At 71.5% G+C, this 12,860-nt stretch carries 11 protein-coding genes; 10 read left to right on the top strand and 1 reads right to left on the bottom strand.

Translation table 11 applies throughout. The features are described 5' to 3' along the window. Positions 1 to 160: 160 nt before the first annotated feature. From OEB99_RS08080 to OEB99_RS08060, 5 genes are all read left to right on the top strand, one after another. Positions 161 to 1,609 carry a DUF2252 domain-containing protein gene (locus OEB99_RS08080; protein WP_263509523.1) on the top strand — a complete coding sequence of 483 codons (1,449 nt, stop codon included), beginning with the start codon at positions 161 to 163 and terminating at the stop codon, positions 1,607 to 1,609. Positions 1,610 to 1,684: 75 nt separating this feature from the next. Continuing rightward, a complete protein-coding gene (locus tag OEB99_RS08075; protein ID WP_263509522.1) occupies positions 1,685 to 2,923 on the top strand; it encodes an AI-2E family transporter in 1,239 nt (412 codons plus the stop codon). After that, positions 2,920 to 4,002 carry an FUSC family protein gene (locus OEB99_RS08070; RefSeq protein WP_263509521.1) on the top strand — a complete coding sequence of 361 codons (1,083 nt, stop codon included), beginning with the start codon at positions 2,920 to 2,922 and terminating at the stop codon, positions 4,000 to 4,002. Before OEB99_RS08075 ends, OEB99_RS08070 begins: the two co-directional genes overlap by 4 nt. Continuing rightward, positions 3,999 to 4,577, top strand: coding sequence for a potassium channel family protein (locus OEB99_RS08065; RefSeq protein WP_263509520.1), 579 nt, complete (start codon positions 3,999 to 4,001; stop codon positions 4,575 to 4,577). The genes OEB99_RS08070 and OEB99_RS08065 overlap by 4 nt, the downstream gene beginning before the upstream one ends. Further along, positions 4,574 to 5,131 carry a YqgE/AlgH family protein gene (locus OEB99_RS08060; RefSeq protein WP_263509519.1) on the top strand — a complete coding sequence of 186 codons (558 nt, stop codon included), beginning with the start codon at positions 4,574 to 4,576 and terminating at the stop codon, positions 5,129 to 5,131. The genes OEB99_RS08065 and OEB99_RS08060 overlap by 4 nt, the downstream gene beginning before the upstream one ends. A gap of 22 nt (positions 5,132 to 5,153) precedes the next feature. On the opposite strand, the gene OEB99_RS08055 is transcribed toward OEB99_RS08060, so the two are convergent. After that, a complete protein-coding gene (locus OEB99_RS08055) occupies positions 5,154 to 5,756 on the bottom strand; it encodes a TetR/AcrR family transcriptional regulator (RefSeq protein ID WP_263509518.1) in 603 nt (200 codons plus the stop codon). Positions 5,757 to 5,915: 159 nt separating this feature from the next. On the opposite strand from OEB99_RS08055, the gene OEB99_RS08050 reads away from it, so the two are divergent. The 5 genes from OEB99_RS08050 to OEB99_RS08030 all read left to right on the top strand — a co-directional run bounded on the left by OEB99_RS08050 (position 5,916) and on the right by OEB99_RS08030 (position 12,852). Further along, complete coding sequence (locus OEB99_RS08050; protein ID WP_263509517.1) at positions 5,916 to 7,013, top strand: SDR family NAD(P)-dependent oxidoreductase; 1,098 nt, start codon at positions 5,916 to 5,918, stop codon at positions 7,011 to 7,013. 290 nt (positions 7,014 to 7,303) lie between these two features. Beyond that, positions 7,304 to 8,824, top strand: coding sequence for a sugar ABC transporter ATP-binding protein (locus OEB99_RS08045; RefSeq protein WP_263509516.1), 1,521 nt, complete (start codon positions 7,304 to 7,306; stop codon positions 8,822 to 8,824). After that, on the top strand, positions 8,821 to 9,831 hold the full coding sequence (locus tag OEB99_RS08040) for an ABC transporter permease (RefSeq protein WP_263509515.1): 1,011 nt from the start codon (positions 8,821 to 8,823) through the stop codon (positions 9,829 to 9,831). Before OEB99_RS08045 ends, OEB99_RS08040 begins: the two co-directional genes overlap by 4 nt. A gap of 49 nt (positions 9,832 to 9,880) precedes the next feature. Continuing rightward, complete coding sequence (locus OEB99_RS08035) at positions 9,881 to 10,894, top strand: ABC transporter substrate-binding protein (protein ID WP_263509514.1); 1,014 nt, start codon at positions 9,881 to 9,883, stop codon at positions 10,892 to 10,894. A gap of 179 nt (positions 10,895 to 11,073) precedes the next feature. Further along, entirely contained in the window at positions 11,074 to 12,852 is a 1,779-nt protein-coding gene (locus OEB99_RS08030; protein WP_263509513.1) for an L-fucose isomerase, read from the top strand. Positions 12,853 to 12,860: the final 8 nt, after the last annotated feature.

Here is a 12,860-nt window from a genome sequence, read left to right as displayed (position 1 = left end):
CGTCCGGGGCACGTCGGGCCCGTCGAGTCGGACGGCCGACGCCGAGCCCGGGTCCGAGCTCTGTGCACGAGGCGCCGTCACGCGGAGAATGTGCCCGACGCACTGTCGCGGTCCCGATCCCGTCGTGGGTCCCGCGAGGCGGTGAGTCTGGAGGCGCGCGGTGACCTCGGTATCTCCCGGCCCGGCCGGCCCGACCTCTGCCACGGTCTCCGGACCCCCGTCCCGGGTGCGGCCCGGCACGGCCGAGCGCGCCGCCGTCGGGCGCGCGGCGCGGCGGCTCGTCCCGCGCGCGGCGCTCGCGGCGTGGGACCCGCCGGCGGATCGCGAGGACCCGGTCGCGCTGCTCGAGGAGCAGTCCGCCTCCCGGGTCCCCGAGCTGGTGCCGATCCGGTACGGGCGCATGATGGCGTCGCCGTTCGCCTTCTTCCGCGGCGGTGCCGCGATCATGGCCGCCGACCTCGCGGCGTCCCCGTCGACCGGCCTGCACGTGCAGCTGTGCGGTGACGCGCACCTGGCGAACTTCGGCGTCGGGGCCACGCCCGAGCGGGCGCTCGTCTTCGACCTCAACGACTTCGACGAGACCTTGCCCGGACCGTGGGAGTGGGATGTCAAGCGCCTGGCCGCGAGCCTCGCGGTGGCCGGCCGGGCGAACGGCTTCACCGATGCCGAGCGTCAGCAGGTCGTGCTCGCATGCGTCGAGCGGTACCGCACGGCGATGGCCGAGTTCGCACCGATGGGCAACCTCGAGCTGTGGTACTCCCGGATCAGCGTCGAGCCCGATCTGCCGCGCTTCAGCGCCGAGGTCGACCGCCGGACCGCCAAGGAGGCCAGGAAGGTCGTCGCGAAGGCGTGGCGCCGCGACGCCGCCCAGGCGGCCGCGCGGCTCACCGCCGTCGTCGACGGCCACCGCCGGATCATGGCCGACCCGCCGCTCGTGGTACCCGTCGAGGACCTCGCGCCGACCGGGCTCGACTTCGACACCTGGATGCGATCGGCGCTGGCGGCGTACCGCGAGAGCCTGTCCGGCGAACGCCGTCACCTCGTCGAGCAGTTCGACTACGCGCACGCGGCCCGCAAGGTGGTGGGCGTCGGGAGCGTCGGCACCAGGGCGTGGATCGTCCTGATGGTGGGTCGTGACGACGACGACGCGCTGCTCCTCCAGGCGAAGGAGGCGCAGACCTCGGTCCTCGAACGCCACCTCGGGCCGAGCACCTACCCCCAGCACGGTCAGCGGGTCGTCGAGGGGCAACGGCTGATGCAGGCCGCGAGCGACATCACGCTCGGGTGGACGCGGATCGCCGGTGTCGACGGGGTGGAGCGGGACTTCTACGTGCGGCAGCTGCGCGACTGGAAGGCGTCCTGGGACCCCGCCACGATGAACCCGACCGCGATGGTGGCGTACGGCCGGGTCTGCGGGCAGACCCTCGCGCGGGCGCATGCGCGGTCCGGCGACCGGGTGGCGATCGCGGCCTACCTGGGATCGGGGGACAACGTCGCCCGCGCGCTCGCGGCGTTCGCCGAGGCCTACGCGGACCAGAACGAGCGGGACCATGCCGCGCTGGTGGACGCGATCCGCAACGGGCAGGTCGGGGCGCTCCCCGGGTTGTGACCCGGCTGCAGTTCCTCCGGCCTGTTTCCCCTGGACGGCCCGGCCGAGGGTCTACGTTTCGGGTGGGAGGTCGCCATGTCCGAGCCACTGCCCCCTGAGGTCGAGCCCACCGTGCCGGGCGAGGACCCGCCGCCGGCCACGCCGGGCGACGCTTCGTCGCCGCGCGTCGCGCCCTGGAAGCCGCCCCGCACGCCGGCCGAGCTGGCCTGGCTGGACCGGTTCGTCTGGATCGTGCTCTGGAAGGTCGTCGCCGTGGGGCTGGCGACCACCGCCCTGCTGTTCGCCGCGTACGAGGCCCGTCACCTCATCGGGCTGCTCGTCACCTCGACGTTCTTCGCCCTCGCGCTGATCCCCGGGGTGACCCGGCTGCAGCGCCGCTTCGGCTGGCGCAGGGGAGCGGCCGTCGGGTTCATGTACGTCATCGGGGTGATCGTCGTCGCGCTGCTCGTGGCGGTGCTGATCCCGGGCATCGTGCGGTTCGCGAACGCGGTCGGCGACCAGGCACCGGGCTGGATCTCGCAGCTCAACGACCTCGGTCAGACCCTGTTCGGCGTGCCGCTGATCGACCAGACCGGCGGCGCCGACGCCACCGACGCGCTCCGCCAGGCGCTCGCCGGCTGGGCCGGGAACATCCTCGGCGTGGTGTCCTCGAGCATCGGGGTCGTCTTCGACCTGCTCACGATCGCCTCGTTCACGTTCTACATCGCTGCGGACTACCCGCGGATCGAGCGCGCCCTGCTGTCCCGCATGACGCCGGCCCGGCAGCAGAAGTTCGGCTGGGTGTCGGACGTCTCGATCGACCAGACCGGCGGCTACTTCTACTCCCGGCTGCTGCTGATGATCATCAACGGCTCGCTCTCGTTCGTCGTGATGATGGTGATCGGCCTGCCGCTGGTGTTCTCGTTGCCGATGGCGCTGTTCATGGGCTTCGTCTCGGAGTTCATCCCGGTGATCGGCACGTTCATCGGTGCCGCGATCCCGATCCTGGTGACGCTCGGCGTCAAGGGCATCGGCAGCGCGCTGGTCCTGCTCGCCTGGGCCACCGTGTACCAGCAGGTCGAGAACCTGGTGCTGAGCCCCCGGTTGTCCGCGAAGACCATGGAGCTCAACGGCGCCGTGGCGTTCGGCGCCGCGCTGGCCGGTGGCGCGATCGCCGGCCCGATGGGCGCCTTCATGGCCCTCCCGGTGGCGGCGATGATCACGGCCGTGATCAAGAACTCGGGCACGACGTACGAGGTGGTCTACCGGCTCAAGCACGACATCGACGACGGCGACGCGGTGCCGTCGCAGGCTCCGGAGGGCGACGGGGTGTGAGGCCTGCCGGCGGCGTGCTGCACTGGCGCAGCTGGGTCACGCCGACGGGCGCACCGATCACCTGGCGCCCGCTGCTCGGCGTCCTGGCCGGCGCGGTGCTCGCCGCGACCGCGGCACTCGTCGTGCACGGCCGCGAGCGCCCGGGCGCGATCGCGATCGCGGCGGTGGCGGGTGCCCTGGTCGCCGCCGCCGGGGCCGGCGCTCCCGCCGCGGTGCGCCGCAGGGTGGCGGTCGGGGTCGCGGTCGCGGTCGTCGGGGCGGAGCTCCTCGCGGTCGCGGTCGGTGGCCACCCCTGGTGGGCGGGGCTCGCGATGGCCGCCGTCGCGGTGTTCACCTCGGTCGGCGCGGGCGCGGGCCCGGTCGGTGCCGCGTTCGGCCTCGCCGCGACCCTCGCGTACGTGTTCGCGGTCGTGCTCGGCAAGGCCTTCGGACCCGCCGTCGAGGGCTGGGACCCGCTCGGCACCGGAGCGCCGCTCGGGGCCGTGGTCGGCCTGGTCGTGGTGATCGTCATCTCGCTGGTGGACCGCCCGGAGCAGCCGTTCGCCGGCCCGGTGGCACCCTGGCGGTCGATGTGGCGCTCGCTGTGGAGCGTCGACGAGCACGTGCACGACGGCCTGCGCCGGGCGATCCCGCTCGCCGGGCTGGTCGCGGGCTACGAGGCCACCGGCAACCACGACCTCCTGTGGGTGCTGATCGCCGCGCTCGCGGTGCTGCTCCCGACCGGGAAGAGCCCGATCGAGCTGGCCCTGCTCCGGGTGGTCGCGACGGTCCTCGCCGTCGCGCTGCTGGTGCCCGTCTCGGCGCTCGTGCCGCCGCTCGTGCTGGTGGCGGTCGCGGGCGTGCTGGTGGTGGTCGGTTTCGTGGTCAAGCCGGCGCTGCCGATGATCGCAACCGTGGCGACGACCGCGGGTGCCGTGATCGCCGTCGGGGCGCCGGCGGGCCGGATCGGCGACCTGGCCTGGGTGCGTCTGCTGGACACCGTCGTGGGCGCCGCCATCGCGATCGCCTTCACCTACCTGCTGTGGCCGCGCGACCGCCCGGACGAGGACGTCGCGCCCGACCCGGGGAGCGCCGGATGAGCCCGAACCGACTGTTCGAACTCGAGCGCGGAGCGCGTCGGCGCGCGGTGGTCGCGGCCGTCGTCCAGCTGCTCGTCACGTGGGTCGTGATCGTCGCGCTGTACTTCCTCGCGCCGACCGCGGCACCGCGCGACAGCACCGCCGTGACGCTGAGCGTGCTCGGTGGGCTGGCCTTCCTGGCCGTGCTCGGGCGCCAGCTGCGGGCGATCCTGGCGTCCGACACGCCACAGCTGCGTGCGATCCAGGCGATCGCGGTGGTCGTCCCGCTCTACGTGTTCGTCGTGGCGGCGGTGTACTCGACGATCTCGTCGATCGACCCCGGGCAGTTCAACGAGCCGCTGGACCGCACCGGCGCTCTCTACTTCACCGTCGCCGTGCTGACCACGGTCGGCTTCGGCGACATCGCGCCGGTGGCGACGCTGGCCCGGAACGTCGTGACGGTGCAGATGGCCCTCAACGTCGTGATCGTCGCGGCCGTGGTCCGGCTGATCATGACGGCGGGGCGCATGCGGCTGGCGAAGGTCGGCACCGACCCGGGGCGCGAACCGCCCGGGGACACCATGATGGAGTCATGAGCTCGTCCCTCACCGGTCGCCTGCTGGTGGCGGCCCCGGGGATGCGGGACCCGAACTTCGCCCGCAGCGTCGTGCTGCTGCTCGACCACGGTGACGACGGCGCGTTCGGTGTCGTCATCAACCGGCCGCTCGAGGTCGACGTCGACGAGGTGCTGCCCGACTGGCAGCCGTTCGCGACGCCGCCCGGCCGGTTGTTCCAGGGCGGGCCCGTGGGGCTGGACGGTGCGCTCGGCGTGGTGCTCGTGCCGGACGGGAGCGTGCCGCCTCCGGGTGTGGACCGGGTGACCGGACCGTTCGGGCTGGTGGACCTGGACACCCCGACGGACGAGGTGGCCAGCCGGCTGGGCGAGCTGCGGGTCTTCGCGGGCCACTCCGGCTGGTCGGGCGGGCAGCTCGAGGCCGAGATCGCGCGGGGCGACTGGCTCGTCCTCGCGGCCGACGAGCGCGACCCGTTCAGCGGGTCGCCGGAGCGGCTGTGGAGCCAGGTGCTGCGACGCCAGGGCGGCGATCTCGCGCTGTTCGCCGGCGCACCGGTGGATCCTCGGCTGAACTGAGCGGCGGCACGGCGCGGCCCGATCAGTCCTGGGCGTCCGGGCGGTCCACGAGCCGGGGCGCGGGCGGCGGACGGTCGGTGCTGAGCAGGGCCCGCAGGGCGAGCCGGAGCGCGCGGTGCACCGAGGCCTCCACCCGCTCCGGTGCCTCACCGGCGATCACGCCGTCGATCATCGCGAACGTGAGCAGGACGTCGTCGAGCGTGACGTCGTCGCGGACCTCGGCGAGGTCCCGCGCGGTGGCCAGCGCGGCGTCGAGCAGTGCGCGGGTGCGCAGCTCGACCTCGGCGAGCAGGTTCGGTGCGTCGGCGGAGCCCTGCACGGCGGACAGCAGCCCCGGCACGTCGAGCTGCAGGTGCGCGATCTCGACCACCAGCTGCTCGAGGCTCCGCTCGGCCGGCAGGGTCGGCGCGAGGGCCTCGAGGGCGTCGACCCGACGTTCGTAGACGGCGGCGACGAGCGCGGCCCGGTCGGGGAAGTGGCGGTAGAGCGTGCCGCGGCCGAGGTTCGCCCGAGCGGCCACGAGGTGCAGCGGCGCGGTCGCGCCGGCCTCGCGGAAGACCTCCTCGGCCGCCGCGACGAGCGCGGCCCGGTTGCGCACGGCGTCCCGCCTCGAGCTCGAGCCCATCGTGGCAGCGTAGGCCCTGAGCTCGAGTGGCCCGCCCCTCCGTCTAGGACTAGAGTCCTAAACGGACAACGATGTCCGTTTCGACAGGCCGGCGGCGGCTCCTGCAGGCTGCGCCGGGGCGAGGCGGCGTCGCCTCAGCATCGACAAGGAGTGCCCCCCATGGCTCACGAGCTCACCGCCGCGTCATCGATCAACGACTGGCTCAAGCACCCCGTCGGGGGTCCGATCCTGCGCGCCATGCTCGCCGCGGACGGTCGCGACGAGAGCGCGCTCAAGCCCGTCCGGTTCTTCTCGCTCAAGCGGGTCGCCTCGATGAGCGGCGGGCGGATGACCGACGACGTGATAGCCGACATGGTGGCCCGCGCGAACGATCCGACCGGTGCCTCGGCGTCCTCCGGGTCGTCAGCAGGGTCGTCGGCCGAGGGCGGGCCCGCGGGTGTGCAGCCGCCCGGGCAGGCGTCCGGCGAGGTGCCCGAGGCCGAGGACGAGTCGGTCCCGGAGCCGTGGGTCGAGGTCGTCGTCCCGGGCCGTTTCGCGGAGAAGACGGTGATCGTCACCGGCGCCGGGTCCGGGATCGGCCGCGCGGTCGCGGCGCGGGTCGCCCGGGAGGGCGGTCGGGTGGTGGCGGTGGACATCTCCGGACCGCGGCTCGCGGAGCTCGCCGCCGAGCTGCCGGGAGTGGTCACCGTCGTCGGCGACATCACCAAGGAGGAGGACGTCGCGGCGATCGTCGAGGCCGCCGGTGAGCGGATCGACGGCCTGGCGAACGTGGCCGGGATCATGGACGACTTCACGCCGCTGCACGAGGTGAGCGACGCCGTCTGGTCGCGCGTGATGGCGGTCAACGTGGACGGCATGTTCCGGCTCAGCCGCGCGGTGCTCCCGGCGATGCTCGCCGCCGGGCGCGGCTCGATCGTGAACGTCGCGTCCGAGGCGGGGCTGCGCGGCAGCGCGGCCGGGCTGGCCTACACGGCCTCCAAGCACGCGGTGGTCGGCCTGACCCGCAGCACGGCGTTCATGTACGCGCCGTCGGGCATCCGGGTGAACGCGGTCGCGCCGGGACCGGTGGCCACCAACATCCAGGCGAACTTCGCCTCGGAGCTCGGCCAGCGCCGGCTCGGACCGGCCATGCAGACGCTGCCGCCGGTCGCGATGCCCGAGCAGCTCGCGGCGTCGATCACGTTCCTGCTCAGCGACGACGGGACGAACCTGACCGGCGTGATCCTGCCGTCGGACGGCGGTTGGTCGGTCCAGTAGCGGCACGACGACGGCGGTGCGGGCCAGGCTTCGGTCGGGCCCGCACCGCCATGTCCGTGCGGGCGCCACGCGGACATTCATGGGACGACGAGCGTCGATCGGCAACGACCTGGTAACGGGGCTTGCAGGCGCCGACCTCCTCGTGCCATAGTCCATGGCAGCGCAATCAAACAAAGGAACAGAAAAGGCTCAGAGTCGAGCGATTTCTGCGGATCTCGCCGAACTCAGAGTCCTTTCTCTGCCATTCCTGCCTGCCGCTGCGCTGAGGACGCCACTCGAAGGAGCGTGACGTGCCAGAGCTGCTCGAGATCCGCAACGTGTCGAAGTCGTTCCCCGGCGTGCGGGCGCTGTCGGACGTCTCGCTCACGCTGCACCACGGGGAGATCCTCGGCCTGTGCGGCGAGAACGGGGCCGGCAAGTCGACCCTGATGAAGCTGCTGACCGGCATCTACACGATGGACGAGGGCGGGGAGATCCTGCTCGAGGGCGCCCCGGTCGAGGTCGAGGGACCGCGTGAGGCCCAGCACCTCGGGCTGAGCATCATCCACCAGGAGTTCACCCTGGTCCCCGACCTGTCGGTGGCCCAGAACATCTACCTGGGCCGTGAGCCGCGGGCCTTCGCGCGGATGGCCGTCGACGACCGCAAGCTCAACGCCCGCGCGAAGGAGCTGCTCGACCGCCTCGAGATCAAGATCGACCCCGCGACCGTCGTGCGGGAGCTCTCGGTCGCTCGCCAGCAGATGGTCGAGATCGCCAAGGCACTCTCGTTCGACTCGCGGGTCCTGGTCATGGACGAGCCCACCGCGACCCTCACCGACTCCGAGATCCACACCCTGTTCGAGCTGGTCCGCGGCTTCGTGACCCCCAAGACCGGCGTCATCTACATCTCCCACCGGATGGACGAGGTCAAGGAGCTCACCGACCGGGTCACGGTGCTGCGGGACGGCGAGATGGTCGGCACGGTGCCCACCGCCGAGACGCCGATCCGCGACGTCATCGCGATGATGGTCGGCCGCAAGATCGACACCGACCAGCGGCCCGACCCCGGCCGGCAGCGGGGCACGCCGGTGCTCGAGGTCCGCGGCCTGTCGACCGCGGCGCTGCTCAAGGACGTGTCCTTCGAGCTGCACCGAGGCGAGATCCTCGGGTTCGCGGGCCTGATGGGTGCCGGACGCACCGAGGTCGCGCGGGCCCTGGTCGGCGCGGACCGGCGCAGCGCCGGCGAGATCCTGATCGACGGTGAGCCCACCACGATCCACAACCCGGCCCAGGCGGTCGAGGCCGGCATCGGCTATCTGTCCGAGGACCGCAAGCGCTACGGCCTGCTGCTTGACCAGAGCGTGAGCAACAACGTGGTGCTGTCCACGCTGCGCTCGTTCGTCAACGGTGTCGGCCTGATCAACGACGCCAAGATCGCCACCACGGCCGAGGAGCAGGTGGCGGCGCTGCGGGTGAAGACGCCGTCGGTGCGTCAGCTCGCCAAGAACCTCTCGGGTGGCAACCAGCAGAAGGTCGTGCTGGCCAAGTGGCTCACCCGGTCCTGCGACATCCTCATCGTCGACGAGCCGACCCGCGGCATCGACGTGGGCGCGAAGCAGGAGATCCACGACCTCCTCGTCCACCTCACCGACGAGGGTAAGTCGATCATCATGATCTCGTCCGAGCTGCCCGAGGTGCTGCGGCTGTCGGACCGGATCGCGGTGATGTGCGAGGGCCGGATCACCGGCATCGTCCCCAACAGCGAGGCGACCCAGGAGTCGATCATGGAGCTCGCGACCAAGTTCCGCACGGAAGGCATGGGAGCAGCATGAGCATCGCCACCGCACCCACCGAGGACAAGGCCCCGACGGTCGCGAGGCGGCAGCGCTTCGACCTGCAGAAGCTGCTCGCGTTCGGCGCGCTGATCGTGCTGTTCGGCTTCTTCTCGGTCTCCAGCCACGCCTTCCTGTCCTGGAACAACGTCACCGGGATCCTGCTGTCGGCCTCGGTGGTCGGCGTCATGGCGCTCGGCGCGACGTTCGTCATCGCGACCGGCGGCATCGACCTGTCGGTCGGCACCGGCATGACGCTCGCCGCGGTGATGACGGCCGTGTTCCTCAACCCCGACTACCTCGGGCTGCCACTGGTGCTCGGCGTCGTGCTCGGGATCGCGTTCGGCTCGCTGATCGGCCTGGTCAACGGTGTGAACGTGGCGGTGCTGCGGATCCCGCCGTTCATCGCCACGCTCGCGATGATGATGGCCGCGTCCGGGCTGGCGCTGGTGATCTCCGACACGCACCCGATCTACTTCTCCGACGTCCCCGGCTTCACCAGCATCTCGCTCGGCTCGATCATCCCCGGCGCGAACCTGCCGAACGCGGTGCTGATCTTCTTCGCCGCGGTCGCGGTCGCCGGGGTGCTGCTCAGCAAGGGCCTGATCGGCCGCTACGCCCTGTCGATCGGCTCCAACGAGGAGGCCACCCAGCTCTCCGGCGTCGACACCCGCCGGTGGACCATCGCGATCTACACCCTGGCCGGCACGTTCACCGGCCTGAGCGGCGTGCTGATCGCCGCCCGGCTGAACTCCGCACAGCCCGCGCTGGGGCAGGGGTACGAGCTCGAGGCGATCGCGGCCGTGGTGATCGGTGGCACGTCGCTGTCCGGCGGCCGTGCCTCGATCCTCGGCACGATGATCGGCGCGCTCCTGATGGCCGTGCTCACCAACGGCCTGCAGATCATGGCGATCCCGCAGGAGTGGCAGCGCGTCGCGGTCGGGGTCGTGATCCTCGTGGCGGTCTTCGCCGACAACGTCCGTCGTCGAAGGGAGGCCGGCCACTAGTCCTGGACGTCCCCTTCGCAGTTCCCCACACCCAAGGAGAGACAGACCTATGCGTACGACGAAGTTCGCCGGCGTCGCCGTGATGGCGGCGGCCGCCCTGGTCCTGGCTGCGTGCTCGAGCGGTGGTACGACCGACGACGCGAGCAGCGGCGGCGACTCCTCCTCGTCGAGCTCCGACGCCGGCAGCGGCGACGAGCTCTACGTCGCCCTGATCTCGAAGGGCTTCCAGCACCAGTTCTGGCAGGCCGTGAAGCTCGGCGCCGAGCAGGCCGCCGACGAGCTCGGTGTTCGGATGACCTTCGACGGCCCGGACAGCGAGGCCGAGGTCGAGCAGCAGCTCCAGCAGCTGCAGACCGCGCTCAACGCCAACCCGGACGCGATCGGCTTCGCGGCCCTCGACTCCGAGGCCTCGATCCCGATCCTCGAGCAGGCCCAGTCCGCCGGCATCCCGATCGTCGCGTTCGACTCGGGCGTGGACTCCGACATCCCGGTGACCACCGCGTCGACCGACAACAAGGCCGCAGCGGCCGAGGCCGCGACCCACATGGCCGAGCTCGCCGACCACACCGGCGACGTCGCGATCGTGTGCCACGACCAGACGTCGATCACCGGCATCGAGCGCCGGGACGGCTTCGTGGAGTACATGGAGTCCAACGAGCCGGACATGAACGTCGTCGACATCCAGTACGGCGGCGGCGACCAGCTCAAGTCGACCGACATCACCAAGGCGATCCTGCAGGCCAACCCCGACCTGGTCGGCATCTACGGCTGCAACGAGGGTTCGGCGATCGGCATCGTCAACGGCGTCAACGAGCTGAACATGTCCGGCAAGGTCATTGTGATCGGCTTCGACTCCGGTCAGGCGCAGATCGACGCGATCAAGTCCGGTCTGATGGCCGGCGCGATCACCCAGAACCCGGTCGGCATCGGCTACGAGACCGTCAAGGCCGCGGTCGCCGCGATCAACGGCGAGGACCTGCCGACCACGATCGACACCGGCTACTACTGGTACGACTCGACCAACATCGACGACCCCGAGATCCAGGCCGTCCTCTACGAGTGACGGGGACTCCCGGCTAGACGCGCCGCCAGGTGCGCCCTCGGCCGGGTCGGGACGAGCGTCCCGGCCCGGCCAGGGGGCGGCGCGAGCCGCACCCGCACCACACCGAGCTCGCGGCCCGAGGCAACGCACCGCAGAGCGTCCGAGAACGCCACCGAGAAGGCACTGACACAGGGAGCACCATGTCCACCCACCCGCGGATCGGCATCCGACCCACGATCGACGGACGCCGCCAGGGTGTCCGCGAGTCCCTCGAGGACCAGACCATGGGCCTGGCCCGATCCGTAGCCGAGCTGCTCAGCTCGAGCCTGCGCTACCCGGACGGCGAGCCGGTCGAGTGCATCGTCGCCGAGACCACGATCGGCCGGGTCAACGAGGCCGCCGCGTGCGCCGAGCTGTTCAAGGCGAACGACGTCGGTCTGACCGTCACCGTGACCCCGGCCTGGTGCTACGGCACCGAGACCATGGACATGGACCCGTCGATGCCGCACGCGGTGTGGGGCTTCAACGGCTCCGAGCGCCCGGGTGCGGTGTACCTCGCCGCCGTGCTCGCCGGCCACGCCCAGAAGGGCATCCCGGCCTACGGGATCTACGGCCGCCACGTGCAGGACGCCGACGACTCGTCGATCCCCGACGAGGTCGCCGAGCGCCTGCTGCAGTTCGCCCGCGCGGGACTGGCCGTCGCACAGATGCGTGGCCGCAGCTACCTGTCCATCGGCGCCGTCAGCATGGGCATCGCCGGTTCGGTGGTCAAGGACGAGTTCTTCGCCGAGTACCTCGGGATGCGCAACGAGTACGTCGAGTCGATCGAGCTGCTCCGGCGGATCGACGAGGGCATCTACGACGACGCCGAGTACGAGGTCGCCCGCGCCTGGGTGCGCGAGCACTGCGTGCAGGGCGAGGACCGCAACCCCGACCACCACAAGATCGACGAGGCCGAGGCCGAGCGGCAGTGGGACTTCGTCACCAAGATGGCGCTGATCGGCCGGGACCTCATGCTCGGCAACCCCGCGCTCGCCGCGAAGGGCTTCGTCGAGGAGGCGGGCGGCTTCAACGCGATCCTGGCGGGCTTCCAGGGCCAGCGGCAGTGGACCGACTACCAGCCGAACGGTGACTTCCTGGAGACGATCCTCAACACGAACTTCGACTGGTCGGGCACCCGGCAGCCGTCGCTGGTGGCCACCGAGAACGACTCGCTCAACGGTGTGTCGATGCTCTTCGGCCACCTGCTGACCAACACGCCGCAGATCTTCTCCGACGTGCGCACGTACTGGAGCCCCGAGGCGGTCGAGCGGGTCACCGGGCACCGGCTCGAGGGGGTCGCCGCGGGCGGCATCATCGACCTGCGCAACTCCGGTGCGACCACGCTCGACGGCTCGGGCCGGGCCCGACGCGACGGCGAGCCGGTGATCAAGACCTGGTGGGAGATGACCGACGAGGACGTGTCTGCCTGCCTGGACGCCACCACGTTCCACCCGTCGAACAAGGAGTACTTCCGCGGCGGCGGCTTCTCCACCCACTTCGTCACCGACGGCGGCATGCCGGTCACGATGACCCGGATCAACCTGGTGCGCGGGCTCGGCCCGGTGCTGCAGGTGGCCGAGGGCTGGACCGTGAACCTGCCCGAGGACGTCAACAAGACCCTCGAGGACCGCACCGACCCGCTGTGGCCGACCACCTGGTTCGTGCCGCGCCTCACCGGCTCGGGCGCGTTCACCTCGGTGTACGACGTGATGAACGCCTGGGGCGCGAACCACGGTGCGATCAGCTACGGCCACATCGGCTCGGAGATGCTCACGCTCGCCTCGATGCTGCGCATCCCGGTGAACATGCACAACGTGCCGGCCGAGCAGGTGTTCCGGCCCAAGGCGTGGATGTCGTTCGGCACCGACGACCTCGAGGGCGCCGACTTCCGGGCCTGCGCCACCTACGGTCCGCTGCGCAAGACCTCGCGGGTCTGAGCCGGGCC

The sequence above is a fragment of the Actinotalea endophytica genome (genome assembly GCF_025717005.1).
GTDB lineage: Bacteria > Actinomycetota > Actinomycetes > Actinomycetales > Cellulomonadaceae > Actinotalea.
Note: the sequence above shows the minus strand (reverse complement) of the source record. Positions and strands in the feature narration are given on the sequence as shown.